General features: G+C 71.3%; 21 protein-coding genes and 1 pseudogene. 16 read left to right on the top strand and 6 right to left on the bottom strand.

The window, feature by feature from the left end; all coding sequences use genetic code 11:
• The first annotated feature begins 63 nt into the window (after positions 1-63).
• The 4 genes from AB0M56_RS23180 to AB0M56_RS23165 all read left to right on the top strand — a co-directional run bounded on the left by AB0M56_RS23180 (position 64) and on the right by AB0M56_RS23165 (position 3,709).
• A complete protein-coding gene (locus AB0M56_RS23180) occupies positions 64-840 on the top strand; it encodes a DUF3592 domain-containing protein (RefSeq protein WP_364179443.1) in 777 nt (258 codons plus the stop codon).
• Between the two features lie 459 nt (positions 841-1,299).
• Positions 1,300-2,175 carry a DUF3592 domain-containing protein gene (locus AB0M56_RS23175; RefSeq protein WP_364179441.1) on the top strand — a complete coding sequence of 292 codons (876 nt, stop codon included), beginning with the start codon at positions 1,300-1,302 and terminating at the stop codon, positions 2,173-2,175.
• Positions 2,172-2,918, top strand: a complete 747-nt coding sequence (locus tag AB0M56_RS23170; RefSeq protein WP_364179439.1) for a DUF3592 domain-containing protein — start codon at positions 2,172-2,174, stop codon at positions 2,916-2,918. The genes AB0M56_RS23175 and AB0M56_RS23170 overlap by 4 nt, the downstream gene beginning before the upstream one ends.
• Positions 2,915-3,709, top strand: coding sequence for a hypothetical protein (locus AB0M56_RS23165; RefSeq protein ID WP_364179437.1), 795 nt, complete (start codon positions 2,915-2,917; stop codon positions 3,707-3,709). Before AB0M56_RS23170 ends, AB0M56_RS23165 begins: the two co-directional genes overlap by 4 nt.
• Before the next feature lie 10 nt (positions 3,710-3,719).
• Here the strand turns inward: AB0M56_RS23165 and AB0M56_RS23160 are convergent, their stop codons facing one another.
• Positions 3,720-4,328, bottom strand: coding sequence for a TetR family transcriptional regulator (locus AB0M56_RS23160; protein WP_220238031.1), 609 nt, complete (start codon positions 4,326-4,328; stop codon positions 3,720-3,722).
• A 96-nt stretch (positions 4,329-4,424) separates the two neighbouring features.
• Here AB0M56_RS23160 and AB0M56_RS23155 point away from each other — a divergent pair, with 96 nt between their 5' ends.
• From AB0M56_RS23155 to AB0M56_RS23125, 7 genes and pseudogenes are all read left to right on the top strand, one after another.
• Positions 4,425-5,987: an anthranilate synthase component I gene (locus AB0M56_RS23155; RefSeq protein WP_364179434.1), complete on the top strand. Its 1,563-nt coding sequence runs from the start codon at positions 4,425-4,427 to the stop codon at positions 5,985-5,987.
• An 82-nt stretch (positions 5,988-6,069) separates the two neighbouring features.
• The gene (locus tag AB0M56_RS23150) at positions 6,070-6,582 is read left to right on the top strand and encodes a Trp biosynthesis-associated membrane protein (RefSeq protein ID WP_364179613.1); all 513 of its coding nucleotides are present in this window, start codon (positions 6,070-6,072) and stop codon (positions 6,580-6,582) included.
• A gap of 154 nt (positions 6,583-6,736) precedes the next feature.
• Positions 6,737-7,546 carry an indole-3-glycerol phosphate synthase TrpC gene (trpC, locus tag AB0M56_RS23145; RefSeq protein WP_364179432.1) on the top strand — a complete coding sequence of 270 codons (810 nt, stop codon included), beginning with the start codon at positions 6,737-6,739 and terminating at the stop codon, positions 7,544-7,546.
• Positions 7,543-8,763 carry a tryptophan synthase subunit beta gene (gene trpB / locus AB0M56_RS23140; RefSeq protein WP_364179431.1) on the top strand — a complete coding sequence of 407 codons (1,221 nt, stop codon included), beginning with the start codon at positions 7,543-7,545 and terminating at the stop codon, positions 8,761-8,763. Before trpC ends, trpB begins: the two co-directional genes overlap by 4 nt.
• On the top strand, positions 8,760-9,554 hold the full coding sequence (trpA, locus tag AB0M56_RS23135; RefSeq protein WP_364179429.1) for a tryptophan synthase subunit alpha: 795 nt from the start codon (positions 8,760-8,762) through the stop codon (positions 9,552-9,554). Before trpB ends, trpA begins: the two co-directional genes overlap by 4 nt.
• A gap of 70 nt (positions 9,555-9,624) precedes the next feature.
• Positions 9,625-10,423 (top strand): annotated as a pseudogene (locus tag AB0M56_RS23130) (MarR family transcriptional regulator).
• A gap of 86 nt (positions 10,424-10,509) precedes the next feature.
• Positions 10,510-11,178: a peptidoglycan recognition family protein gene (locus AB0M56_RS23125; RefSeq protein WP_364179427.1), complete on the top strand. Its 669-nt coding sequence runs from the start codon at positions 10,510-10,512 to the stop codon at positions 11,176-11,178.
• 2 nt (positions 11,179-11,180) lie between these two features.
• Here the strand turns inward: AB0M56_RS23125 and AB0M56_RS23120 are convergent, their stop codons facing one another.
• Complete coding sequence (locus AB0M56_RS23120) at positions 11,181-12,545, bottom strand: glutamine synthetase family protein (RefSeq protein ID WP_364179425.1); 1,365 nt, start codon at positions 12,543-12,545, stop codon at positions 11,181-11,183.
• Positions 12,546-12,634: 89 nt separating this feature from the next.
• Here AB0M56_RS23120 and AB0M56_RS23115 point away from each other — a divergent pair, with 89 nt between their 5' ends.
• The 4 genes from AB0M56_RS23115 to lgt all read left to right on the top strand — a co-directional run bounded on the left by AB0M56_RS23115 (position 12,635) and on the right by lgt (position 17,556).
• Positions 12,635-14,074, top strand: a complete 1,440-nt coding sequence (locus AB0M56_RS23115; RefSeq protein ID WP_364179423.1) for an APC family permease — start codon at positions 12,635-12,637, stop codon at positions 14,072-14,074.
• Positions 14,071-15,210, top strand: a complete 1,140-nt coding sequence (locus AB0M56_RS23110) for an amidohydrolase family protein (RefSeq protein WP_364179421.1) — start codon at positions 14,071-14,073, stop codon at positions 15,208-15,210. Before AB0M56_RS23115 ends, AB0M56_RS23110 begins: the two co-directional genes overlap by 4 nt.
• A complete protein-coding gene (locus AB0M56_RS23105; RefSeq protein ID WP_364179419.1) occupies positions 15,207-16,382 on the top strand; it encodes an amidohydrolase in 1,176 nt (391 codons plus the stop codon). The genes AB0M56_RS23110 and AB0M56_RS23105 overlap by 4 nt, the downstream gene beginning before the upstream one ends.
• Before the next feature lie 91 nt (positions 16,383-16,473).
• Positions 16,474-17,556, top strand: a complete 1,083-nt coding sequence (gene lgt, locus AB0M56_RS23100) for a prolipoprotein diacylglyceryl transferase (protein ID WP_364179417.1) — start codon at positions 16,474-16,476, stop codon at positions 17,554-17,556.
• Positions 17,557-17,626: 70 nt separating this feature from the next.
• Here the strand turns inward: lgt and AB0M56_RS23095 are convergent, their stop codons facing one another.
• The 4 genes from AB0M56_RS23095 to AB0M56_RS23080 all read right to left on the bottom strand — a co-directional run bounded on the left by AB0M56_RS23095 (position 17,627) and on the right by AB0M56_RS23080 (position 21,129).
• Entirely contained in the window at positions 17,627-18,460 is an 834-nt protein-coding gene (locus AB0M56_RS23095) for a hypothetical protein (protein ID WP_364179415.1), read from the bottom strand.
• Positions 18,461-18,474: 14 nt separating this feature from the next.
• Positions 18,475-19,839 carry a hypothetical protein gene (locus AB0M56_RS23090; protein WP_364179413.1) on the bottom strand — a complete coding sequence of 455 codons (1,365 nt, stop codon included), beginning with the start codon at positions 19,837-19,839 and terminating at the stop codon, positions 18,475-18,477.
• 41 nt (positions 19,840-19,880) lie between these two features.
• Positions 19,881-20,180 (bottom strand): hypothetical protein, encoded by a 300-nt coding sequence (locus tag AB0M56_RS23085; protein ID WP_364179412.1) that lies wholly within the window; start codon positions 20,178-20,180, stop codon positions 19,881-19,883.
• A gap of 163 nt (positions 20,181-20,343) precedes the next feature.
• Entirely contained in the window at positions 20,344-21,129 is a 786-nt protein-coding gene (locus AB0M56_RS23080; protein ID WP_364179410.1) for an SDR family oxidoreductase, read from the bottom strand.
• A 372-nt stretch (positions 21,130-21,501) separates the two neighbouring features.
• On the opposite strand from AB0M56_RS23080, the gene gltB reads away from it, so the two are divergent.
• Positions 21,502-26,043 carry a glutamate synthase large subunit gene (gltB, locus tag AB0M56_RS23075; RefSeq protein WP_364179408.1) on the top strand — a complete coding sequence of 1,514 codons (4,542 nt, stop codon included), beginning with the start codon at positions 21,502-21,504 and terminating at the stop codon, positions 26,041-26,043.
• Positions 26,044-26,089: the final 46 nt, after the last annotated feature.

Genomic DNA, 26,089 nt, shown 5'->3' with positions numbered 1-26,089 from the left:
CGCGAGACGCGGCGGCTGCGTGCCGTCGCCTCGCGGGCGTGGGCGCTCGCGGGGCTGTGGTGCTTGGCTCTGGCGGCCGGCTTGGTCGCCGTGCTGGGCGTCCTCCACTCGGCGGACACCCTGCTGACGACCGGCACCCGCGTGCCGGGGACGGTCGTTTCCGTCGCCACGCCGCCGAAGGGCACGCGCTGGATCGACGTGTCCTTCCGCGCCGATGGCCGGCTGGTGACCGAACGCGTCGACCGCAGCTCGACCGACGCCTACACCCCGGGCGAGCGCGTCACGGTGGTCTTCGACCCGGCCGACCCTGGGCGCGCCCGCACGACCACGGAGGAGGGTCTGAGCGAGAACGGCGTCGACTTCGCCTGGATCGGCGTCGGTCTGGTCCTTGCCGCGACGGGCGCTGTCGGCTGGTCCCGCCGCTCCCGTGCCGTGCGCCGCACGGGCTGGCACGAGGGCACAGCCACCGTCGTCCTCGCGCCCCGCACCGGCCGTGGTGTGAACCCGCCGTACTTGCACGTGCGCCTGCTTTCCGGCGGGGCCGTGCGCCTGCGCGCCGTGCCGTCCACCCACGGCGCCCGCTTCCTGCGCACCTACACCGACCGCCCGGCCTGGCTGGGCGGGCCCGCAAGTCAGGCTGGGAACCCGTCACCGCCGTCGTTTTCGACTCCTCGGGCGGCTACCAGCTCCTGCGCCTCGACTTTCCCGATGGCGGGCGGCTCGCCGCCCGCACCGTGGCGGCGCTACGCGGGCGCTACTCCTTCCTCCGCAATGGGCCGGTCGAAGCGTGGGTCTCCGGCGAAGGCCGCCGTCTCGTCCTCGCACTGCCGCACCACGTGAAGGGGCCGTACGTCATCCCCCTGCGCGTCCCGCGCGGATCACGATGGCCGGCCGGACGATGAGCCTCGATGCGGACGAGACAGCCTCGAACCGCGTGACGGGTTGGCGGCCCGTCCGCGTCCAGGCCCACGACCCCGACGACCGCGCGCAGGTCGTCCGCTTCACCGTCGGCGGCTGTCGGGTGGTCCCCCGCACGACGTCGCTGACGCGCTTGCCTCCTGAGGGAAATCGCCGGGCCGGCGCGAAGGTCGCGGGGTCGGGCCGCCGGTTCGTTCTGGTGGTGCCCACCGGTTCCCGCCGTGCGGGCCGCGTGTGGTGGCCTTGCGAGCGTTCGATTCACGCCGCTGAGGGGGACCGTCAACACGCTCGACCGGCACTCTCGGTTGCCTTCCCCCTCGGTGTTCTGCATCGCAGCTTTTTCCCTGGTGGAACGGGATTTCCCGGTCGTACCCTCTGCTGATGGATCTGGGGACCACGGGCGACAGCCCGGACAAGCAGGACGACGAACCTCTCCTAGCCCGAACCGGCCCGGCACGACGAAAGCCACGCAGTCGGCGCGAACAGAAGCAGCACGAGGGCGCCGGAGTTGCCGCCGCGGAGCGGGAACGCTTGCTGCGCCGTCGGTTCCGGCGGGCGATCGTGGCCGCGGTGCTCTGGTTCCTGGTGCTGCCCGGTTCCTTCGTGGGGATCGCGGTGCTGAACAGCCACGCGGACCGGCTCCTGGAACACGGCGCCGAGGTGACCGGGCAGGTGGTCGGCGTGTACGACCCGTTCGCCGGGCGCGGTACGCCCACCATCACGGTGGACTACCCGGTCGGCGACGCCCTCGAACAGGCCGTCGTCAGCCGCGATTCCGACCGCGCGTACGTCGAAGGCGATCGCGTCCGCGTGTACTACGACCCGGCCGACCCGCAGGACATGCGGACCGCCGACGAGCGGAACCTCGACGACCGGTGGATGGGGGTCTTCGTGTTCCCGCTTGTCGTCGCGTTGTTCGCCTGCCCGTGGATGGTGACGTTCGGCGTGGGCTGGGCCCGCCGGCGCAAGGCCGCGCGGCGCGACGGGTGGCAGCCCGCGACGGCGACGGTAGTCGGCTCCTCAAGTGGCTATCAGTTGCTGCGCCTCGACTTCCGCGGTGGCGCCATGCTGGTCGTGCGGACCGTCGCGGCGGTGCGCGGCCGTTACTCGTTCCTGCGCGGCGGTCCGGTCGAGGGGCACGTCGCCGGCTCCGGCCGCGACTTCGTCCTCACGCTGCCGCGCGGACCCCGCACCCCGGGGCCGTACGCGATCCCGCTGCGCGTGCCGCGTGGCTCACGCCGGCGAGCCCACCGATGACCGGCGACGCCCTCGAAACCGACGTGATCGCCTGGAATCGTGCGCTGTGCAAGCGATCGTGGCGATCGATCACCGGTGCGGTCCTGTGGCTGCTCGTGCTGACCTCGGCGGTACTCGGGATGGTCGCGCTCGACGCTGCGGCCGACGCCCTGCTCGTCAGCGGAATGCGCGTGGTCGGCCACGTGGTCGGCGTCGAGGACCCGCGCCGCGGCACGCCGACCATCACGGTGGGCTACACCGTCGGCGTCACGCCCCGGCAAGCCGTGGTCAACCGCGACTCCGGGCTGGCTTACCACGTGGGTGATCTGGTCTGGCTGTACTACGACCCGATTGACCCTCGGCACGTGCGGACGCTCGAAGAACGCAACCACAGTGACGCCTGGAAATGGGGCCTCATCTCCCCGGCACTCGTCGCACTGGGCCTCTGCCCGTGGTGCACGGTGTACGCGGTGCGCTGGGTTCGCCGGTGCCGGGCCGCCCGGCGTACGCATTGGATCCCCGCCACCCTCATCGCGGTGAACCCCGTCGACGCGCACCAGCGGCTGGTCCTGAAGTGCCGCGGCAACGGGCGGCAGGGAGTCCGCACCCTCGCGATGGTGCCCGGCCGCTACGCCTTTCTCCAGCGCCTCGAACACAACCAGGCCTGGGTGGGCGGCGAGGGCACGGCCACGGTCCTGATGCTCGCGTGCGGAACCCGCCCCTGCCCGATCCTCGTCCGGCCGACGTCAGGTTCGGTCCGATGAAGCGTCCGGTGGGCAAGAAGCAGCGCGGTGAGCCGAGGTGGCCAGTGGTCCGCGGAACGCCCGGCGACGGTGAGCCGTGGCTCCCGCCGGGACCGGATGCCACGCCCGACGGTGGCGAGGCGGCGGTCGCCCGGCTGACGCGCCGGGCGGTGGAGGCGATCGTGGGAGCGATCGTGTGCGTCGGGGTGCTGGTGGGCGGTGTCCAGGCGCTCGGCAGAGCGGAAGAGGCGGTGCGCGGCGACGCGGCCACCTTCACGGCCTCCGCGCTCGTCGTGTGGGCCGGCGACAAGTACTTCGAGGTGCGGTACCAGGGCCCGGGCGGCGAGTACACCACCGTCATGGCGCAACGGACCGAGGAGGTCCGTAGCGTCGGCGACCGGATCGACGTGACCTATGACGAGGGCGCGCCCGCCGGCGCGTGGGACGCGGCCGACTACGAGATCGACCCGGTCGCGGCCACCTTCGCCAGCGCGCTGATCGCGGTCGGGCTCGCCGGCGTCCCCACGGGGCTCGGGCTCGCCGCGTCGTGGTGGCGCCGCCGCAGCGCGGTCCGACGAACCGGGTGGCGTGCGGCGCGGTTCGACTTCGGTGAGCCCGGCGTCGTCCGAGCCACCTTCGGCGACCGCACCCGCCTGCGGCTGCGCCCGGCCCGTGGGCTGACCCGCGAGTACGCGCGCTTCGGCACCGGACGGCGCAGCGGCTTCCTCGCCGGAGAAGGTGCTCACATGGTGCTGCTCGTTCCGGGCACCGGCGCGGTCGTGGTGCAGGCGGTGTCCCCGCGCTGGACCTGAAGCCCAAGCCCTAAAGCCCGAGATCCCCCGTCAAATACCGCTGCAAATTCGGCGCGATCGCCGTGACGAGCGTTTCGACCTCGGCCGACGCGATCGGCTCGAAGCGGGCGATGTAGCGGACCATGCCGAGTCCTACGACCTGCGAGGCGCACAGCGTGGTCCGCAGCCCGGGCTGGTCGGAGCCGATGTGGCCGATCACCTCGGCGAAGAACAGCGAGAAGAAGTCCCGCAGCACGGTCGCAGCCAGTTCGTGGCCCGCGACGCTGCGGATGAGGGCCTGGAACGTGTCGCCGCCGGCGCCGTCCCAGCGGGTGACGAAGACGCGGACGATCCGTTCACCCAGCTTGTCGTCGGGGCCGTCGCGCAGGGTCGCGAGCAGTTCGTGCGGGGAGAACGGCAGCTCGAGCACGGCCTGGGCGAACAGGCCCTCCTTGCCGCCGAACCAGTGGTTGACCATGGCCGCGTCGACGCCCGCGCGCGCGGCGATCGCGCGCACGGTGGCGCGTTCGTAGCCGTGTTCCGCGAACACCGCGCGCGCGGCCTCGATCAAGGCCGTCCGGGTGTCCTGCCCGGCGGGCCGGCGGCCGCGCCTGCGGGAGGTAGTGTCTTCGGTGCTCACGGGTCCACTATGACTCGTCGCCCCCTTGAATTCAACAGGTGCTGAATTCAAGGGCCGCCCAAGGTCCGCCGAGGCCCGCGCGGCACAATGGGGCGCATGGTCAGCTCAGCAGCCGGCAAATCCACCGGGCCCGGCCCGGTCAGCCCCTCGCGCGCCGAGTTCCGCGCCCTCGCCGAAGGCCGCCGCGTGATCCCCGTGGTGCGCAAGGTCCTCGCCGACGGGGAGACCCCGCTCGGGATCTACCGCAAGCTCGGCGCCGACCGGCCCGGCACGTTCCTGTTCGAGTCGGCGGAGAACGGCAAATCGTGGTCGCGCTGGTCGTTCGTGGGCGTGCGCAGCCCGGCCGCGCTGACCGTGCGCGACGGCAAGGCCGTGTGGACCGGCACGCCGCCCGTCGGCCTGCCCACCGAAGGCGACCCGCTGCAGGTGCTGCGCGCCACCGTCGAGGCGCTGCACACCGAGCCGCTGCCGGGCCTGCCGCCGTTGACCGGCGGCATGGTGGGCTACATCGGCTACGACGCCGTGCGCTGGCTGGAGAAGCTGCCCGAGCTCGCCGAGCGCGACCTCGACATCCCCGAGCTGACCATGCTCCTGGCCACCGACCTCGCGGCGTTCGACCACCACGAGGGCACCGTTACGCTGATCGCCAACGCGGTCAACTGGGACGACTCGCCCGAGCGCGTGGACGCGGCCTACGACAGCGCGCTGGAGCGCCTGTCGGCGATGACCGAGCAGCTGCGCGTGCCGGCGCCGCCCACCGTCGCGACGTTCGACCGGCCGGCGCCGGAGTTCAAGCGCCGCCGCACGAAGGAAGACTTCCACGCCGCCGTCGACAAGGCCGTGGAAGCGATCAAGGCCGGCGAAGCGTTCCAGGTCGTGCCCTCGCAACGCTTTGAGATCGAGACCGGTGCCGACGCGCTCGACGTCTACCGCGTGCTGCGCACCTCCAACCCCAGCCCGTACATGTACCTGCTGCGACTGGAGGGCTTCGACATCGTCGGCTCCAGCCCCGAGTCGCTGGTCACCGTGCGCGACGGCCGAGCGACCACGCACCCCATCGCGGGCACGCGCTGGCGCGGCGCCGACCCAGAGGAGGACGCGCAGCTGGCCAAAGATCTGCTGGCCGACGAGAAGGAGCGCGCCGAGCACCTCATGCTCGTCGACCTCGGCCGCAACGACCTGGGCAAGGTCTGCCGCCCCGGCAGCGTGCACGTGGTCGACTTCTTCCAGATCGAGCGCTACAGCCACGTGATGCACATCGTTTCCACGGTCACCGGTGAGCTGGCCGAGGGCAAGACGGCGTTCGACGCGGTCACCGCCTGCTTCCCGGCCGGCACGCTCTCGGGCGCGCCCAAGGTGCGCGCGATGCAGCTGATCGAGGAGCTCGAGCCGGTGCGCCGGGCCCTGTACGGCGGCGTCGTCGGCTATCTCGACTTCGCGGGCGACGCCGACACGGCCATCGCCATCCGCACCGCCCTGATGCGCGACGGCGTCGCCTACGTCCAGGCCGGCGGCGGCGTGGTCGCCGATTCCGTGGCCGACTACGAGGACACCGAGTCGCTCAACAAGGCGCGCACGGTGCTCTCGGCCGTCGCGGCGGCCCAGACCATGGTCCCCGCGGGCGAGCTCGATCCGGCCGAGGACTCCGCCGGTGTCTGAGCAGGGAGAGCCGGAACCAGCGGGCCCGCGGCAGTCCGAGCCGGTACAGACCGAGGCCAAGCCCTCGCGCCGTCCACTGTGGATGATCCTCGTCGGCCTGTTGCTGGGCGCGCTCGCGTTGTGGGGCGCCTCCAAGCTCGCGTGGTTCGCCGAGTTCCGCGACGGCGGCGTGCTCGGTACGCAGCTCTACACCGAAGACGGCGAGCAGCGGGCCACGGCGCTTGTGCCGCTGGCGTTGCTGGCGCTGGCCGGTGTCGCGGGCGTGATCGCCACCGGCGGCTGGGCGCGGCGGATCCTGGGCGTGGTGCTGGCGCTGGCGGGCCTCGCGGGCGTCTGGACCGGCGTGAACGGCGTCAAGTTCAGCGGCTGGGCGCCCGGATTGCCCGTCACCGAGATGCTTCTCGGCCGCGGTCTGGCCGTGCTGGGCGGAATTCTTCTCGTCGTCGCGGGGTTGGTCGCGGTCAAGGGCGCGGGCGCCGCGCGGCGGCTCGGCACCCGGTACGCGGCGCCGGGCGCCCAGCGTGCCAAGCGTGATCCGGACATCGAGCTGTGGGAGGCGCTTTCCGAGGGTGAGGACCCCACCGCGAGCAGGTGAGCGCCGGATACCGAAGCGCATTCGGAGCAAGGCGTGCACCCGGAACGGGCCGGTCTTCGAGTGGGGGTTAGCATCGTTTCGGCGGGAAGGGGAAGGTTTTTGTGAGCGAACTTGCGATGGGATCGATGAATTCGCCGACGGGCGGGTGCGCCCGGTGAGCGTGCTCGAAGACATCGTCGCCGGTGTGCGGGAGGACCTCGCCGTGCGCGAGTCCGTCTTGCCCTTCGACGAGCTGAAGGCCCGCGCGGCCAAGGCCCCGGCGCCCCGAGACGTGATGGCCGCCCTGCGTGAGTCGGGTATCGGCGTGATCGCCGAGGTGAAGCGGCGCAGCCCCTCCAAGGGCGACCTCGCCCCGATCGCCGACCCCGCTTCCCTGGCCAAGGACTACGAGGACGGCGGCGCGCGCGTGATCAGCGTGCTCACCGAGCAGCGCCGCTTCGGCGGGTCGCTCGCCGACCTCGACGCCGTGCGCGCGGCCGTCGACGTTCCCGTGCTGCGCAAGGACTTCATCGTCAGCCCGTACCAGGTGCACGAGGCGCGCCTGCACGGCGCGGACATGGTGCTGCTGATCGTCGCCGCGTTGGAGCAGAACGCTCTGGCCGCGCTGCTCGACCGCGTCGAGTCGCTCGGCATGACCGCCCTCGTGGAGATCCACAACGCCGAAGAGGCCGACCGCGCCCTCGAGGCCGGTGCTCAGGTGATCGGCGTCAACGCCCGCAACCTGCACACGCTGGAAGTCGACCGGGACGTGTTCTCCCGCCTCGCCCCGGGGCTGCCGTTCGAGGTGTTCAAGGTCGCCGAGTCCGGCGTCCGCGGCCCCGGCGACCTGATGTCCTACGCCGGCCAGGGTGCCGACGCCGTGCTGGTCGGCGAAGGCCTGGTGGCCTCCGGCGACCCGAAGGGCGCGCTGGTGAAGCTCGTCACCGCCGGTTCGCACCCCGCCTGCCCGAGGCCGTCGCGGTGACCGAAGAGCACAGCAAGCACGACCCGGACGAGCGCGGCTACTACGGCCCGTACGGCGGCCGGTTCATGCCCGAAGCGCTGATCGGCGTCGTCGACGAGGTCGCGGCCGAGTACGAGAAGGCGCGCCGCGACCCGGAGTTCACCGGTGAGCTGCGCCGCCTGCTCAAGGACTACGCGGGCCGCCCGTCGTTGCTGACCGAGGCCAAGCGCTTCGGTGAGCACGCCGGGGGCGCGCGGGTGTTCCTCAAGCGCGAGGACCTCAACCACACCGGTTCGCACAAGATCAACAACGTGCTCGGCCAGGCGCTGCTCACCAAGCGCATGGGCAAGAAGCGCGTGATCGCCGAGACCGGCGCGGGCCAGCACGGCGTGGCCACGGCCACCGCGTGCGCGTTGCTGGACCTCGAATGCCTGGTCTACATGGGCGAGGTGGACACCGAGCGCCAGTCGCTCAACGTCGCGCGCATGAAGCTGCTCGGCGCCGAGGTCGTCTCGGTCAAGACCGGGTCTCGCACGCTCAAGGACGCGATCAACGAGGCCTTGCGCGACTGGGTGACCAACTCCGAGACCACGCACTACATCTTCGGCACCGCCGCGGGCCCGTACCCGTTCCCGATGATGGTGCGCAACTTCCACAAGGTCATCGGCGAGGAAGCGCGCGAGCAGATCCTGGAGCAGACCGGCCGGCTGCCCGACGTCGTCGCCGCGTGCGTCGGCGGCGGGTCCAACGCCATCGGCATCTTCTCCGGCTTCTACGACGACCCGTCGGTGCGGCTGGTCGGCCTCGAGCCGGGTGGCGAGGGCATCGACGGCAACCGCCACGGCGCCACGCTCACCAAGGGCAGCCCGGGCAACCTGCACGGCGCGATGTCGTACCTGCTGCAGGACGAGGACGGCCAGACGGTGGAGTCGCACTCCATCTCGGCCGGGCTCGACTACCCGGGCGTCGGCCCGGAGCACGCGTGGCTCAAGGACTCCGGCCGCGCCGAGTACCGCCCGGTCACCGATGCCGAGGCCATGGACGCGTTCCGCCTGCTCTCGCGCACCGAAGGCATCATCCCGGCGATCGAGTCGGCCCACGCGCTGGCCGGCGCCCTGGTGCTCGGCCGTGAGCTCGGGCCCGAGGGCCTCATCGTCGTGAACCTCTCGGGGCGCGGCGACAAGGACATGGACACCGCGGCCAAGTGGTTCGGCCTCGTGGACGGGGAGGACCAGTGAGCGCGCTCGACGACCTGTTCGCGGCGACGCGGGCGGAAGGCCGGGCCGCGCTGGTCGGCTACCTGCCCGCCGGATTCCCGTCGGTCGACGGCTCGAAGGACCTGCTGGCCGCCACCATCGACGGCGGTGCGGACCTGCTCGAGATCGGCGTGCCGTACTCCGACCCGGTGATGGACGGGCCCACGATCCAGGCCGCCGCCGAGTCGGCGCTGGCCGGCGGGTTCAAGCTCAAGCGGCTCTTCGAGGTCGTCGAGTCGGTGTCGGCGCGCGGCGGCAAGGCCGTGGTCATGACGTACTGGAACCCCGTGCACCGCTACGGCGTGGACCGCTTCGCGCGCGACCTCGCATCTGCGGGCGGGCTGGGCATGATCACGCCGGACCTGATTCCCGACGAGGCCGCCGAGTGGACGGCCGCGTCCGAGACCCACGGTCTGGACCGGATCTTCCTGGTGGCGCCGTCGTCGTCGGAGGAGCGCCTGGCGCTCACCACCGCGGCGTCGTCCGGCTTCGTCTATGCCACGGCGGTCATGGGCGTCACGGGCGCCCGCGACGCGGTGGGCGTGCACGCGGAGGACCTGGTCCGCCGCACGCGGGTCCACACGCACCTCCCGATCGGCGTCGGCCTCGGTGTCCGCTCCGGTGACCAGGCCGCCGAGGTGGCCGGTTTCGCCGACGCGGTGATCGTCGGGTCCGCGCTGGTCACGGCTGCGGCCGAGGGCAGTGTCGACGGGGTGCGGAAGCTCGCGGAGGAGCTCGCGGAAGGCGTGCGCCGGGCTCCGGCCCGGGCCTGATTTCGGCATTCGGCTCTGCGGGCGCGCGGTCGCTGGCAGGATGCGGGCCATGGCCCGCATCGCCCGTCGCATGTTCGAGCTCCTGGAGCCGATCTGCCTGGTCACGTTCTTGTCGGACGAGTGCAACGAGGAGCTGGCCGCACTCGGCCACCGCACCTACTGGGACGGCTACTTCGCCAGCCGCGCCGCACCGCTGGGGCGCGTGCCGGCGCAGGTCGTGCACGCGGCCTTCTACAACTTCGCCGACGGCGAGGTCGAGCGGCACATCCCGAGCGCGTGGGAGACGATCCCGCCCGAGGCCTCCGTCGCCGCTCGGCAGCGCGGCGTCCCTGCGGCGGATCCTCGGCGACGAGCTGGCTGCGTCCCCGGGCCTGGTGCGCGCCGCCGACCTGACCACCCAGGCCGCGCAGAACGCGCCCACCGCCGGCCGGATGATGTTTGCCGGCGTACGTGCCCTCCCTGTGCCCACCGACCCCGTCGCCCGCTTGTGGCACTCCGCGACCATGCTTCGCGAACACCGCGGCGACGGCCACATCGCCGCCCTCCTCGCCGCGGGCATCGGCGGAGCGGAGGCCCACGTGCTCTCCGCGCTCGACCTGGGCATCCACCCGCCCGAGTCGTTCGGGCGCATCCACCACCTACCGAAGAAACGGCTGGCCGAGATCATGTCCGGCCTGCGCTCCCGCGGCCTCGTTGACGCCGACGGCCACTTCACCGACGCCGGACGCGAGACCAAACACCGCATCGAAACCCTCACCGACGAACTCGCCGCCGCGCCCTATGACACCCTCTCGCCCGCGGAACTCGACGAGCTGATCACCGCACTCGAACCCCTCAGCGCGAGGGTGGCGGCCACGGGGTCGCAGTGACGACCGGCGGCTGACGGCGCGCGCGAGGGCTGTGCCGGGCTGCCATTTGTACGGATCATGTACACCAACCGCCGACCCTTCGCGGCATGACATTGACCCACCTTCCCCGGCGCTCGTTTCTCCGTGGCGCCGCCGGCCTCACCGCAGCGACGGCGGCGGGCCTGATCCTGCCGGGCCTCGCCCGTGCGGCCGGGCAAAGCCAACAACAAGAGCCTCGCATCTACAGCTGCGCCGAATGGGGTGCGCGGCCACCCGCCGATCCGTTGACGACGCTCGACCACCCGGCCAACCGCGTGCTCGTGCACCACATCGCATGTCCCAACAGCACGGACTACTCGCCGGCCCACGCGTTCCAGGTCGCGCGCGACGACCAGGCCGACCACATCGACAACAACGGCTGGTCCGACACCGGCCAGCACTTCACGATCTCCCGCGGCGGTTACCGCATGGAAGGCCGCCACGGCAGCCTCGACGCGCTGCGCAACGGCAACCAGATCGTGCGCGCCGCGCACTGCCCGGGCCAGAACGACAACGCGATCGGCATCGAGAACGAAGGCACGTACACCTCGGTCGAACCGCCGCAAGCGCAGTGGGATTCGCTGGCCGTCTTCATCGCCTACGTCTGCGAGCAGTACGGCATCCCCGTCGAGGAGATCAAGGGCCACCGCGACTACTACAACACCGAATGCCCGGGCGACAAGCTCTACGCGAAGCTGCCGCAGCTGCGTGCGGAAGTCGCCGGCCTGCTCGGCTGAACTCAGTGGAGCCAGCGCATCACTTCGCACAGCTCTTCGGCGTCGAGCCCGCCCAGTTCGTCGATCTCGCCGCGGCGCACGTCCATCAACGTCGTCGCCAGTTCCGCGCCGAAGGCCGATTTCAGCACGTCGTCGGCGACGAACGCGGCCACGGCCGCCTCCAGCGAGCGGGGGAGGCGCACCACTCCCGCGGCGGCGGCGTCCCCGGCCGACAACGTCGCCGGATCCACCTCCACCGGCTCCGGCAGCCGTGTCGCGGAATCGAGCCCCGCGATTCCCGCGAACAGCAAGGCGGCCACGACCAGATACGGGTTGGCCGTGAGATCAAAACATTTCACTTCGAAATTCGCGGCCGTGTCCCGTTTTCCCGCCGGGCCGCGCACCAACCGCAGCGGCGCTTCCCGGTTTTCCAGGCCCCACGCCGTGTACACCCCGGCCCAGTGGTGCGGTTCGAGCCGCAGGTAGCTCACCACCGACGGCGCCCCGACGGCCAGCAACGCCGGCAACCGCCCGAAAATCCCCGCGGCGAACGACTCGGCGACCTCGCTGAGCCCGAACACCCCGTCACCGCCGGCGCACAGGTTCCGCCCGCCCTCCCACAGGCTGCAGTGCACGTGTCCGCCGTTGCCCACGCCGCCGGGCGCGAACTTCGGCGTGAACGACGTCTTCAGCCCGTGGTTCAACCCCACCGCGCGGATCGTCTCCCGTGCCAGCACCGCGACGTCCGCCGCCCGCACAGGATCGTCGGCGGACACGGAAACCTCGAACTGCCCCGCCGCGTATTCCGGGTGCACCTGCTCGACCCCGAGGCGCTGACTGTCCAAAGCAGACACCAGATCCCGCACGTACGCCGACTGCGCGGCCAGTCGCGAATATCCGTACGCCGGCCCCGCCACCGGCGCCCCGCCCGGCCCGGCGACCACCCACTCGAGCTCGAATGCCATCCGCGCCGAATACCCGCGTTCGGCCAGCTTCGCCACCGCCGTCGCCGCCAGCGCCCGCGAGTCCTGCGGGTGCGGCCGGCCTTCCTGGTCGTAGCGCAGGGCCGGCGCCCACGCCCACCCCGGCTGCGCGGCGAGCACCGTGAGCGCGTCGAGGTCCGGGTGCAGCCGCAGGTCGCCGACGGGGCCGAGCGAGTACGCGCCGGACGTGATCGTGTCCGTGCACAGGAAGAAGTCGAACGAGTTCGACGCGCCCACGCCCCACGCCGCGACCTCGGCGAGCCGGCTCACCGGAACCGCCTTGACGCGCGAGATGCCGGAGTTGTCGACGAAGGTCAGCGCTACCAGCTCGACCTCCGAACGGCCCAGCCGCGCCGCCTCCTCGGCACCCCGCCTGGAAAGTTCAACCCGATCGAGCTGGCTCATCCTGCCCCCGCGATGTTCACTGTGTAGTTCACGCCGTCGTCCTCGGCGGCCGTGGAACCACCTGCTGCCTCCGGACGAAGGAGCGCATCGTGTCAGACATCGTCGAAACCCGTCCAGCGCTGCGGCGCACCCTGTCGGTGTGGCAGGCCGTGGGCCTGTCCGTCGCGCTCATGGCGCCGAGTATGGCCGCCAACATCAACCCCCAGCAGACCGCGGCCGCCGCCGGGCGCGCCGTGCCGCTGGCCTTCCTGCTCTCGGCCGCCGGCGTGCTGCTGGTCGCCTACGGCTTCGTCCGCCTCTGCCAGCACTACCACCACGCGGGCTCGGTCTACGCGTTCGTCGGCGCGACGCTCGGCCCGCGCGCCGGCGTGGTCTCCGGCATCGGGCTGCTCGGCACCTACACCTTCTACGCCGTGGTCACGAGCTCGGCCGCGGGCACGCTCGGCACGGCGTTCCTCACGCAGGTGGGGATCTGGCCGAACCCGCCGTGGTGGGGGCCGTTCGTGCTCACGGGCGTCGCGCTCGTCGGCAGCTGGCTGCTCGCGGTGGCGCCCGCGCGCCGCGGCACGTCGACGCTGCTGGCCGTGGAGGGCGCGACGATCGCGGTGATCCTCCTGGTCACCGCCGTGATCCTGGTCCGCCTGATCGCCGGCAACGCACCCAACGACGCCCACTTCACGATGTCCGTGTTCACCTTCACGCCGGACATCGGCCTGTCCGGCGTGTTCCTCGGCGCCGTGTTCGGCTTCCTGTCCTTCGCGGGCTTCGAAGCCGCCGCGACGCTCGGCGAGGAGACCCGCGACCCGCGCCGCAACATCCCGCGCGCCATCCTCGGCACGGCCATCTTCGGCGGCGCCTTCTTCGTGATCGTGACGGCCGTGGAGATGATGGCGTTCCGCTCCGACGCCCAGGCCTTCCACGACTCGCCCTCCCTGCTCGGCGACCTGGGCAGCACGTTCGTCGGCTCGTGGGCCGGCGACGTGATCAGCGTGGGCGCCGCGATCAGCGCGTTCGGCTGCTGCCTCGCCTGCGTGGTCGGCGGCTCGCGCCTGCTCTTCGCCCTGGGCCGCGACGCCTTCGACGGCCGCGGCATCGGCCGCACGTCCCCGAAGGGCACGCCGGTCACCGCGGTCACGGCTGTCGCCCTGGCGGCCGCGCTGATCATCGTCGTGTGCGCCGTCTTCTTCGGCGCGACGGCGGCGGACACCTTCGCGTGGTCGGGATCCATCGGCACGCTGATCCTGTTGGTCATCTACCTGCTGACCACCCTCGGCGCCATCCTGTTGCTCTTCGTGCGCCGCCGCATGCACGTCCCGTGGTGGCACTTGGTCTTCCCCCTCGGCGCGCTCGCGCTGCTGGGCTACACGGTGTACGTCAACGTCGTCCCCTACCCGACCGAAGGCCCGGCCCGCTGGTTCCCCGTCGCGGCGGGCGCGGTGCTCGTGCTGGCCGTGGTCTTGGTCCTCGCGGCGCCCGGCTTCGCCCGTAGGGTGGGGGAACGGCTGGGCGTCACCGAAGGAGGCCGATGAGCGAGGTGCTGGACTTCGTCGCGGAGGCGCCGCTGGTGGACCACCACTGCCACGGCGTCGTGACGGGCGAGGTGGAACGCGAGGGCTTCGAGCGGATGCTCACGGAGGCCGACACGGTGTCGCCGCTGGGGACGTCGCTGTTCGACTCGCTCATCGGGCTCGCCGTGCGCGAGCGGTGTGCGCCGGTGCTGGACCTGCCGAAGCACGCGCCGGCCGACGAGTACCTCGAACGGCGAGCGGAGCTGGGAGCCGAGGAGGTCAACCGGCGGTTCCTGCGAGGCACGGGGACCACCGACTTCCTGCTCGACGGCGGTTTCCAACCCGACGAGCTCACCGGCACCACCGAGTTCGCCCGCCTCGCCGGCGCCCGTGCCCACGACGTGGTGCGGCTCGAGCAGGTCGCCGAGGACGTGGTGCACGCCGGCACGACCGCGAGCCGGTTCGCCGCGGACTTCGGGGCGGAGCTGGAAAAACGGGCGAAGCACGCCGTCGGGGTGAAGTCGATCGCCGCGTACCGGGTGGGGCTGGAGCTCTCAGGTGAGCGGCCCGACGCCGTCGAGGTGGTCGACGCGGCCGGGCGGTGGCTCTCGCGCCTCGGGGCCGGGTTGGGGCTGCGCCTGGCCGACGAGGTGCTGCACCGCCACCTCGTCTGGGCCGGGATCGACCTCGGGCTGCCCGTGCAGTTCCACGTGGGTTACGGCGATTCCGACGTGGACCTGCACCGGTGCGATCCTTTGCTGCTCACCGGATTACTGCGGGCCACGCGCGAGACGGGCGTGCCGATCCTGCTGCTGCACAACTACCCGTTCCATCGCAACGCCGCCTACCTCGCGCAGGTCTTCGAGCACGTCTTCGTGGACACGGGTCTCATCACGCACAACGCCGGCTTCCGCGCGCCGGCGATCCTGGCCGAGACGCTGGAGCTCGTGCCGTTCGGCAAGCTGCTGTTCTCGACCGACGCGTTCGGCCTCGCGGAGCTCTACCACCTCGGCACAACCCTGTTCCGCCAAGGACTTTCCGACTTCCTGCGGTCCGCTTTGGCCGCCGAGGCGCTGTCCGAAGTGGACGCACAGCGCCTGGTCCGCCTGGCCGGCCACGAGAACGCGACCCGGATCTACCGCCTGGAGTCCCGATGACCGACCTGGCCGCGCGCTGGCGTGCCGCCCTGGCCGACGAGCTGCCCGATGCCGTCGAGCTGCGCCACCGGCTCCACGCCGACCCGCGCGCGTCCGGCGACGAGGAGGACACCGCGCGCCTGGCGGCCGCCGCGCTGGGCGCCGGCGAAGGCGTGGGCGTCGCCAAGACGGGACGCCTGGTCGAGCTGCCCGGCGAGCACGCCGGCCCCGCAGTCGCGCTGCGAGCGGAGCTGGACGGGTTGCCGATCGTCGAGCGCACGGGTGTGGCGTGGGCCTCGGACTCCGGACTGATGCACGCATGCGGCCACGACGTGCACCTGGCCGCGCTGGTCGCCGTCTGCCGCGCGGCGCGGCGCGTGGGTGTGCCGCGGCGGCTGGTCGCGGTGCTGCAGCCGCGCGAGGAGACGGCGCCTTCGGGCGCGCTGGACATCGTCGAGTCGGGGGTACTGGAGGAGTTCGGCGTCGAAACCGTCATCGGCGCCCACGTGCAGCCGAGGCTGGCGCACAACGTCGTCTCGGCCGCGCCCGGGCCGGTGAACGCGTCGACCGACGAGTTCGAGGTCGTGCTCCACGGCCAGGGGGGCCACGCGGGTTACCCGCAGCTCGTGCGCGACCCGGTGCTCGCGCTGAGCCAGCTCGTGGTGAGCCTGCAGCAGCTCGCGAGCCGCCGAATCGACCCCGTGCACGGCGCCGTCTGCACGGTCGGGCGCATCCACGCCGGCACGGCCGCCAACATCGTCCCCAACACCGCGACCGCGCTCGGCTCGCTGCGGCTCATGCGCGCGACCGACCGCGTGCACGCACTGGAGGTGCTGGCCGAGATCGTGCACTCCACCGCTCGTGCGTACGGCTGCACCGCCGACCTGCAGATCAGCCCGTGCGAGCCCGTGCTGGTCAACGACCCGGCGCTGGCGGCGGCCGCCCAGACCTGGCTGCTCGACGGCGGCGCCGACGTCGACGTCGACTTCCGCTCCTTCGGCGCCGACGACTTCGCCCACTACTGCGGCACCGGCACCCGCGGGCTGATGCTGTTCGTCGGCCTCGGCGACACCGCGGGCGCGCCCAGCCTGCACGACGAGGTGTTCCTGCCCGAGGACGCCGCCGTCGGCCAGGTCGCGCGGGCCCTGATGGCCGGATACCTCGCCGCTCTGCAGCCGGGTGGCTACGAGTAGTCATCGTCGCGACCGGACCGTGACCGGTCCTTCACGAACCCTTCGGCGGCGCCCTCACCACACCGGAGCATTGACGCGCTACGGTGACCGCGTGTATTCCGCCTCGGCAGCCTTCCTGGCCACGATCCCGAGCCCCGACCGCGGTGTGTGGCACCTGGGGTTCATCCCGATCCGTGCCTACGCACTGTGCATCATCGCCGGCATCATCGTGGCGATCTGGTGGGGAGAGCGCAGGTGGGCCGCGCGCGGGGGCACCAAGGGGACCGTGATCGATGTCGCGGTGTTCGCCGTGCCGTTCGGCCTCGTCGGCGGCCGCCTCTACCACGTGATCACCGACCCCGAGCTGTACTTCACGGCCGGCAAGAACCCGTGGAACGCCTTCGCCATCTGGGACGGCGGCCTCGGCATCTGGGGCGCCATCGCCCTCGGTGGCGTCGGCGCCCTGATCGCCTGCCGCCGCAAGGGCATCCCGCTGCCGGCGCTGGCCGACGCGCTCGCCCCCGGCATCGTCACGGCGCAGGCCATCGGCCGCATCGGCAACTACTTCAACCAGGAGCTCTACGGCGCGCACACCGACCTGCCGTGGGGCCTGGAGATCTACCAGCGCACCGACCCGGCGACCGGCTTGCCCGACCCCCTCACGGGCATCGCCACCGGCCACATCCCGCTGCCGGACAGCCCAGTGCACCCGACCTTCCTGTACGAGCTGATCTGGAACCTGCTCGTCGCCCTCGTCGTGGTCTGGGCCGACCGCCGCTTCAAGCTCGGCCACGGCCGCGCATTCGCCCTGTACGTGGCCGGCTACACACTCGGCCGCTGCTGGATCGAACTCATGCGCACCGACACGGCCAACCACATCCTCGGCCTGCGCGTGAACGTCTGGGTCGCGATCCTCGTGTTCCTGGGCGCGGTGGCCTTCATGATCGTGGCGAAGAAGAAGGGGCCGCGCGAGCTCCCCGAGACGCTGCGCAGCCGCGGGGACGAACGTGACGCGGTTGCGGAGCCTTCGGCAGCTTCGGACGCTACGGAAGTGGGCGAGTCTTCCTCGTCGGAGTCTGCTTCGGACACCGCCGCCTCACCGTCCGAAGCCGACACGGACAGCCGCGACGAAATCACGGTCGACGCCGGGTCCGCGTCCTCCGGCTCGGATTCGGACAAGCCCGAGAAGTCCTGACCCCCCGGTTTTTCACCACGCACGAGGTCCCCGGCTCGAAGTCGAGCCGGGGACCTCGTGAGTTGCGGGGTCAGCCGAGCGGGGAGCCGCCGAAGTAGTCGTCGTCTCCGGTGGAGCGGTCTTCGCCGCGGGGGCGGCGCGGGGAGGGCGGGTCCTGGCGCTTCGGGGTGCGGCGGTCGGCGAGGGGGTTGGTGAACTCGTCGTCGTCCGGGGTGGTGAAGCGGTGGCGCGGGTCCTCGTGCCGGGGTGCGGCGTGCCGGCCCTGGTCCGGCGCGGGCGAAGGCGGCGAATGCGGAGCCGGAGGCGCGGGCGGTGCCGGCGGCTTGCGGTCGGCCAGCGGGTCGGCGAAGTCGTCGTCCGGCGGGGGAGCGCTGTGGCGGCCGGGCGGCGGCGGAGCCGGGCTCGACGGTGAAGCGCTGCTCGCCAGCGGGTTGTCCGTCGAGAAGCCCTTCGGCTCCTCCGCGGCGGCCGGGTAGGTCGAGCGGTTCGAGTCGGCGAGGAAGTCGCGCGAGCCCGTGCGCGCTTCGAGCACCTCCTCGGGAGAAAGGCCCTCCTGCATCTCCTCGTACATGTCCTTCGCGTCGCCGAGCTTGGCGTCGGCCAGGGCGCGCACCTCGGGGTCGGCGAAGGCCTTCCCGGACGCGACGTCCTTCCACGTCAGCTCGCCGGCGTCGACCTTGCGCTTGACCAGGCGCAGCGCGGCCGGGGCGTTGGGCTTCGAGGCGGCGGTCTTGAGCGCCTCGACGCGTTCGGGGGTGTCGGTCTGCGGCAGCGGCTTCAGGCGGATCTTCTCGAGGTCCTTCAGCAGCTGCCGCGACTTGCTCACGGTGCTGTCGAGCGCCGATTCCGCCTCGCGGATCTCCGGCGTCTTCCACGCGTCCTGCGCGGGGGTGGGCCGTGACATGACGGCGGGTCCTCTCAGTCGTCGATGCGGCCGCTGATCCGGCCGCTGCCGGAGTGCGCCGGGGTCCGGCTGCTCTTGCGGCTGTCCCAGTAGTCCTTGTTGTCCTCGTGGTTGCCGCGGGACTCCTCGACGCCGTCCTTCACGGAGTCCTTGATGTCGCCCACGTCGCCGGCGATGCCGGAGGCGTTGTCCTTGATGTCGCCGACGTCGCCCGCGATGCCCTTGCCGATGTCGATCACGTCGGAGACGCTGCCGACGTCCTTGATCTTCGCCAGCTGCGACCCGATGTCCTTCACCGAGTTCCACAGGTCGCCGACCTTCTGCACGATGTCCTTGATCATGTCGATGATCGAGATCAACGCGTTGATGAGCGGCAGGATCTCCGACAGCCCGGTGATCGCGTCGGCGATCCACCCCGCGATCGGCACACACGCCTCGGCCGCCATCACCAGCAGCCGGTCGATCAGGCTCTTCAACAGGTCGAGCGCCTTGGCCGCCAGCTTCTGCGACGTGTCCGACAGCAGCTCGAACCCCTTGGCGATCAGCTCCGCGATCCCGGCCTCCGCGGCCAGCCCCGCGCGCCACCCGAGGTCCACGTACGCCTTGTGCGCCAGCGACGCCGGGCCCGACCAGCTGTCGCCGAGGATCTTCTCGTTGCCCACCATCACGGTCGAGAACGCCTTCATCGCCTCGGCGATGTTGCGCCACGCCTCGGCGTCGGCGGAGATCTTCGAGAAGTCACCCGTGATCGGCTCGATGAACATCTGCGTGAGCGTCTGGCCGGTGATCTGCTGGAAGATCCACTCGACCGCCATGACCTCCACGCCGGCTTCCTTGACGAGGTCCTGGATGTCCTCGCCGGACGTGTCCTCGGGCGGCTGGAGCTGTTCGCTGATCGAGCTGCCCTCGTCGAACCCGCTCGGCGACGTCGTCGGCGCGGCGCCGGGATCCCCGCCGGACGACGACGGCGAATCGCCCCCGTCGTCGGAGTCATCGGAGTCGTCGTCATCGTCCGAGTCGTCGTCCTCGGGCTTGTCGGAATCGTCCTCGTCGTCCTTCTTCTTTTTCTCGTCCTTGTCCTCGTCGCCCTTGTTCTTGCCGTCCTCGTCCTCGCCCTGCCCGGGGCGCTTGCGCTCGTCGCCCTCGTCCTGACCGGGCCGGTTCGGGTTGCGCGGGTCGTTCGGCGGGTGCCCCTGTGACGGCACGCCAGGCGCCGGGGTGCCGGGGGTGTGCTGCTGCGGCGGCGAACCCGGCCGGTTCGGCGGCGTGTTCGGATGCTGCGGCGGTGTGTTCGGGTGCCCTTGCTGGGGCGTGGCAGGGTGCGTCGGCGTGTGGTGCGTCGTTCCGCCGGACCCGCCCGGGTGGCTGTGCCTGGCCATGTCGTTCCCCCTCGGTGGTGGTCGGAGTCAGTGGTGGGTGGTCATTTCGCGCCGACCTCGTCGATCGCGATGCCGAACTCCTTGAGGACCGCGGCGACCTGGCCGTCGTGGTGGTCGTAGGAGTCGGCGGCGGAGCGGACGCCCTGGCTCAGCGAGGTGAGCCGGTTGTCGCCGAAGTCGAGGGTGCTGCCGTAGAGGTTGCCCACCAGGTCCACCACGGGCTGCAGCAACGCGAACAGGCCGGTGAAGCCCGACTTGTCGCACGCGGTGGTGCGCATGTAGTCCTTGATCTTGCCGACCTGGGCGTGCAGCCCGTCGACGACGTCCGCGTACTCGCGCATGACGTCAGTGTGTACGTCGAAGTCCGACACCGATTCCCTCCCCGTGATCGTCGGTCGACGAACACTATGGCAGGAAGTGATCACCCAGCGTGGGGTGTTTCGGGAAATCCACCGGTTGGGAATTCGAAACCCGACAAATCAGACAAGAGTCCACAAAGGACGATCAGAGGTCCGGTAGTCCGAGCTCGAGGTTCGGCGCCTGGAGCCCACCGTCCACTTCGAGCACCTTGCCCGTCACGTATGCGCCGGCCGGCGAAGCCAGGTACAGCACCGCCGAAGCCACGTCGTCGGCGGAACCGATGCGCTGCAACGGGGTCGCATTCTCCATCTTCACGCGGATCTCTTCGTTGCCCGCCACCAATTCCAGCGCCGACGTGAGCACTGAACCGACGCAGATGGCGTTCACGCGCACCTTCGGTGCGAGGTCCACGGCGGCCAGCCGCGTGTAGTGCGACAGCGCGGCCTTCGCCGTGCCGTAGGCGAGAAAGCCGCGGCCCTGCACGCGGCCCATGATCGACGAGATGTTGACCACCGCGCCGCCGCTTTCGAGCAGTGCCGGGGTCGCGGCCACGGTCAGCGCGTGGGCGGTCGCGACGTTGAACCGGAACGCTTCTTCGAGGAAGTCCGTCGTCGACTCGGTGAACGGCCTCGGGTACGTGCCGCCGACGTTGTTGACGACGATGTCAAGCCGTCCGAAAGCGTCCAGGGCTTCCGAAGCCAGCGCTCCGGCTGCCGCCGGGTCCGACAGGTCGGCGGCCACCACGTGCGCGCGGCGCCCGGCCGCGGTCATGAGGGCGGCCACCTCGTTCAGCTGTGACTCGGTGCGCGAGGCGATGACCACGTCGGCGCCCGCCTCGGCGAGTGCCACGGCGGTGGCCGCGCCGATGCCTCGACCGGCACCGGTGACCACCGCGACCCGGTCCGTGACGCGGAACCGATCGAGGATCATGCGGCGGACGCTAACACGTTTCACCGGCGAGCGGCATCGGTCACACGAGTGGCCCGCCGGCTCGGCAAGACCCCAGGAAAACGGCCGGAAACGGCTGTGTCAGGCCGGATGCGTAAAAGCCCGGTTACACTTGACGGCAACCGCCCAGATCCGATAGTTAGCTAAGCGAACGACCTGGGTGTCATCAGGAACTACGTCGTTCCACGCAGCCAGATCGTTACCGTTCACCGCCGTCCGGGGTGCTCTGAGGTGCTGCTCCGGTGTTTCCCAGGTGTTAAAGTCGCGCTAACAAGCGGGCCATCGTCGTCCCGTGCGCTTCCCACGGCCGGTCCGCCGGCCTCGCACGTAGACGACGAAGGAGGTCCCTTTTCCATGATCTTCTCCGCCATTCCCGGCAAGCAGGGTCTCTACGACCCGGCGACCGAACTGGACTCCTGCGGTGTGGCCATGGTGGCCGACATCAAAGGGCGCCGCTCCCACGGCATCGTCGCCGACGGGCTGACCGCGCTGGCGAACCTCGAGCACCGCGGCGCCGCGGGCGCCGAACCCACGAGTGGTGACGGCGCGGGCATCCTGCTGCAGCTGCCCGACGAGCTGCTGCGCGCCGAAGCCGGCTTCGCCCTGCCTCGAGCGGGTGCCTACGCGGCCGGAATCGCCTTCCTGCCCGGCGACGCCGAGCAGCGCCGCAAGGCCGTCGGGCTGGCCGAACGCATCGCCGCCGAGGAGGGCCTCGACGTCCTCGGCTGGCGCGAGGTCCCCGTCGACGTGGACCGGGCCGGAATCGGTCCCACGGCGCGTTCGGTGATGCCGCACTTCGCCATGCTGTTCGTCGCGTCGCCGGGCGGGGAAGCCGGGCTGGAGCTCGAACGGCTGGCCTTCTGCCTGCGCAAGCGCGTGGAGCACGAGAGCGCGGCCTCGGACTGCGGCACGTACTTCCCGTCGCTGTCGGCGCGCACGATCGTCTACAAAGGCATGCTCACCACCGCGCAGCTGCCCGCGTTCTTCACCGACCTCACCGACGAGCGGCTCGAGAGCGCGATCGCCCTGGTGCACTCGCGGTTCTCCACCAACACGTTCCCGTCGTGGCCGCTCGCGCACCCGTTCCGGTTCGTGGCGCACAACGGCGAGATCAACACCGTGCGCGGCAACCGCAACCGCATGCGCGCCCGCGAGGCGCTGCTGGAATCCGACCTGATCCCGGGCGACCTCACGCGGCTGTACCCGATCTGCTCGCCCGAAGCGTCGGACTCGGCCTCGTTCGACGAGGTGCTGGAGCTGCTGCACCTCGGCGGCCGGTCGCTGCCGCACGCGGTGCTGATGATGATCCCGGAGGCGTGGGAAAACCACGCGACGATGGATCCGGCACGGCGCGCGTTCTACCAGTTCCACGCGAGCCTGATCGAGCCGTGGGACGGCCCGGCCTGTGTCACGTTCACCGACGGCACACTCGTAGGCGCGGTCCTCGACCGCAACGGCCTGCGGCCGGCGCGCTGGTGGCAGACGGTCGACGGCCGCGTGGTTCTCGCCAGCGAGGCCGGCGTGCTCGACGTGGCCCCCGGCGACGTCGTGGCGAAGGGCCGACTCAAGCCGGGCCGGATGTTCCTAGTGGACACCGAGGCCGGCCGGATCGTCTCCGACGACGAGGTGAAGTCGGCGCTGGCCGCGGAACAACCGTACGAGGGCTGGCTGCACGCCGGGCTGCTGAAGCTGGCCGAGCTGCCCGACCGCGACCACGTGGTGCAGAGCCACGACTCCGTGCTGCGCCGCCAGCTCGCCTTCGGCTACACCGATGAAGAGCTCAAGATCCTGCTGGCGCCGATGGCCGCCAAGGGTGCCGAGCCGCTCGGTTCGATGGGCACCGACACCCCGGTCGCCGTGCTGTCGAAGCGTTCGCGGCTGCTGTACGAGTATTTCAAGCAAAACTTCGCGCAGGTCACCAACCCACCGCTCGACGCGATCCGCGAAGAGCTCGTGACCTCGATGGCGCGCATCATGGGCCCGGAGCGCAACCTGCTCGCGCCCGGCCCCGCGTCGTGCCGGCACCTGAACCTGCCGTACCCCGTCATCGACAACGACGAGCTCGCCAAGCTCATCCACATCAACGACGACGGCGACCTGCCGGGCTTCGCTTGCAGTGTCCTTTCCGGACTGTATGAAGTGGACGGCGGCGCCGAGGCGCTGGCCGCCGCGATCGAGCGAGTACGCCGTGAGGCGTCGGAGGCGATCGCCGCCGGGGCGCGCACGCTCGTGCTGTCCGACCGCGACTCCGACCACCGGATGGCGCCGATCCCGTCGCTGCTGCTGGTCTCCGCCGTGCACCACCACCTGGTGCGTACCAAGGAACGCCTGCGCGTCGCGCTCGTCGTGGAGACGGGCGACGCGCGCGAGGTGCACCACATCGCCGTGCTGCTGGGCTACGGTGCCGCCGCGGTGAACCCGTACCTCGCGTTCGAGACGATCGAGGACATGATCGCCCAGGGCGCGGTCACGGGGATCGAGCCGGGCAAGGCGATCCGCAACTACGTGCAGGCGCTCGTGAAGGGCGTCCTGAAGATCATGTCGAAGATGGGCATCTCCACCGTCGGCGCATACACGGCGGCGCAGGTGTTCGAATCGCTCGGCCTGAGCCAGGACCTGCTCGACGAGTACTTCACCGGCACGTCGTCGAAGCTCGGCGGCGTGGGGCTGGACGTGCTGGCCGAGGAGGTCGCGGTGCGCCACCGCCGCGCCTACCCGGACAACCCGACCGACCGCGTCCACCGTGGACTCGACACCGGCGGCGAGTACGCCTACCGCCGGGAGGGCGAGCTGCACCTGTTCACGCCGGAGACGGTGTTCCTGCTGCAGCACGCGTCGAAGACCGGGCGTGAAGAGGTCTACCGCAAATACACCGAAGAGGTGCACCGGCTCTATCGCGAGGGCGGCGCGCTGCGCGGGCTGTTCAAATTCCGCGACAGCGCGCGCGAGCCCGTGCCGCTCGACGAGGTGGAGCCCGCCGAGGCGATCCTCAAGCGCTTCAACACCGGCGCCATGTCCTACGGCTCGATCTCGGCCGAGGCCCACGAGACGCTCGCCATCGCCATGAACCGCATCGGCGGCCGCTCCAACACCGGTGAAGGCGGCGAGGACCCGGAGCGCCTCTACGACTCCGAGCGCCGCAGCGCGATCAAGCAGGTCGCGAGCGGCCGCTTCGGCGTCACGAGCGAGTACCTGGTCAACTCCAGCGACATCCAGATCAAGATGGCGCAGGGTGCGAAGCCCGGCGAAGGCGGCCAGCTGCCACCGAACAAGGTGTACCCGTGGATCGCGCGCACGCGGCACTCGACGCCCGGCGTCGGGCTGATCTCGCCGCCGCCGCACCACGACATCTACTCCATCGAGGACCTGGCACAGCTGATCCACGACCTCAAGAACGCCAACGAGCAGGCCCGCGTCCACGTGAAGCTGGTGTCCTCGCTCGGGGTCGGCACGGTCGCGGCCGGCGTTTCCAAGGCCCACGCCGACGTGGTGCTCATCTCCGGGCACGACGGCGGCACCGGCGCCTCGCCGATGAACTCGCTCAAGCACGCCGGCACGCCGTGGGAGATCGGCCTCGCCGAGACCCAGCAGACGTTGCTGCTCAACGGTTTGCGCGACCGCATCACCGTGCAGGTCGACGGCGCCATGAAGACCGGGCGCGACGTGGTGATCGCGGCGCTGCTCGGCGCCGAGGAGTACGGATTCGCGACGGCCCCCCTCGTCGTCGCGGGCTGCGTGATGATGCGCGTGTGCCACCTCGACACCTGCCCGGTCGGCGTCGCGACGCAGAGCCCCGAGCTGCGCAAGCGGTACACCGGCCAGGTCGAGCACGTCGTGAAGTTCTTCGAGTTCGTGGCCGAGGAGGTCCGGGAAACGCTGGCGCAGCTGGGTTTCCGCACGCTCGACGAGGCCATCGGGCACGCCGAGGTGCTCGACACGGCCGAGGCGCAGGCGCACTGGAAGGCGGCCGGGCTCGACCTGAAGCCGATCTTCGAGGTCCCGACCGAGACGCCGTACGGCGGGGCGAAGCGGCGCGTACGAGCGCAGGACCACGGCCTGGAGCACGCCCTGGACCGCACGCTCATCCAGCTCGCCGAGGCGGCGCTGGAAGACGCGCACCCGGTGCGCCTCGAGCTGCCGGTGCGCAACGTGAACCGCACCGTCGGCACGCTGCTCGGGTCGGAGATCACCCGCCGCTACGGCGGTGAAGGCCTGCCCGAGGACACGATCCACGTGCTGCTCACCGGTTCGGCCGGGCAGTCGCTGGGCGCGTTCCTCCCGCGCGGCATCACACTCGACATGGTCGGCGACGCCAACGACTACGTCGGCAAGGGTCTCTCCGGCGGCCGCATCATCGTGCGGCCCGACCCGGACGCCGTCTTCGCCGCCGAGCGCCAGACGATCGCGGGCAACACGCTCGCGTACGGCGCCACGGCGGGCGAGATGTTCCTGCGGGGCCAGGTGGGCGAACGCTTCTGCGTGCGCAACTCCGGCGCCACGGTCGTCGCCGAGGGCGTCGGCGACCACGCCTTCGAGTACATGACCGGCGGCCGGGCCGTGGTGCTCGGCCCGACGGGCCGCAACCTCGCGGCCGGCATGTCCGGCGGCACCGCGTATGTGCTCGACCTCGACCGCGCCAAGGTCAACGGTGACATGGTGGATCTGTCCGTGCCGGGTTCCGAGGACCTGGCGTGGCTCAAGCAGATCGTGCAGCAGCACCACGACCTGACGCGCTCGGCGGTGGCCGCGTCGCTCCTCGGCGACTGGACGCGGCGTTCGGCGGCCTTCACCAAGGTGATGCCGCGCGACTACCAGCGGGTCCTCGACGCGGCGAAGGCAGCTCGCGCTGACGGCCGCGACGTCGACGAAGCGATCATGGAGGCCGCTCGTGGCTGATCATCGTGCAACTGGCCACGACGGCCGACTGGGTGCGGGTATCCCG

The organism is Amycolatopsis sp. NPDC051372 (assembly GCF_040682095.1).
Lineage (GTDB): Bacteria > Actinomycetota > Actinomycetes > Mycobacteriales > Pseudonocardiaceae > Amycolatopsis.
This window is presented reverse-complemented; position numbering and strand designations above follow the sequence as displayed.

Excerpts from the sequence above, each read along its gene's own strand:
- AB0M56_RS23150 (WP_364179613.1), top strand. The coding sequence starts at position 6,070 with ATGATCCTCGTCGGCCTGTTGCTGGGCGCGCTCGCGTTGTGGGGCGCC.
- AB0M56_RS23085 (WP_364179412.1), bottom strand. The coding sequence starts at position 20,180 with ATGCGCGAGTACGCGGACGTCGTCGACGGGCTGCACGCCCAGGTCGGC.
- AB0M56_RS23080 (WP_364179410.1), bottom strand. The coding sequence starts at position 21,129 with ATGATCCTCGATCGGTTCCGCGTCACGGACCGGGTCGCGGTGGTCACC.
- AB0M56_RS23110 (WP_364179421.1), top strand. The coding sequence starts at position 14,071 with ATGAGCGAGGTGCTGGACTTCGTCGCGGAGGCGCCGCTGGTGGACCAC.
- AB0M56_RS23090 (WP_364179413.1), bottom strand. The coding sequence starts at position 19,839 with ATGGCCAGGCACAGCCACCCGGGCGGGTCCGGCGGAACGACGCACCAC.
- AB0M56_RS23095 (WP_364179415.1), bottom strand. The coding sequence starts at position 18,460 with ATGTCACGGCCCACCCCCGCGCAGGACGCGTGGAAGACGCCGGAGATC.
- AB0M56_RS23170 (WP_364179439.1), top strand. The coding sequence starts at position 2,172 with ATGACCGGCGACGCCCTCGAAACCGACGTGATCGCCTGGAATCGTGCG.
- AB0M56_RS23120 (WP_364179425.1), bottom strand. The coding sequence starts at position 12,545 with ATGAGCCAGCTCGATCGGGTTGAACTTTCCAGGCGGGGTGCCGAGGAG.
- AB0M56_RS23165 (WP_364179437.1), top strand. The coding sequence starts at position 2,915 with ATGAAGCGTCCGGTGGGCAAGAAGCAGCGCGGTGAGCCGAGGTGGCCA.
- AB0M56_RS23125 (WP_364179427.1), top strand. The coding sequence starts at position 10,510 with ATGACATTGACCCACCTTCCCCGGCGCTCGTTTCTCCGTGGCGCCGCC.
- gltB (WP_364179408.1), top strand. The coding sequence starts at position 21,502 with ATGATCTTCTCCGCCATTCCCGGCAAGCAGGGTCTCTACGACCCGGCG.
- AB0M56_RS23155 (WP_364179434.1), top strand. The coding sequence starts at position 4,425 with ATGGTCAGCTCAGCAGCCGGCAAATCCACCGGGCCCGGCCCGGTCAGC.
- AB0M56_RS23105 (WP_364179419.1), top strand. The coding sequence starts at position 15,207 with ATGACCGACCTGGCCGCGCGCTGGCGTGCCGCCCTGGCCGACGAGCTG.
- AB0M56_RS23175 (WP_364179441.1), top strand. The coding sequence starts at position 1,300 with ATGGATCTGGGGACCACGGGCGACAGCCCGGACAAGCAGGACGACGAA.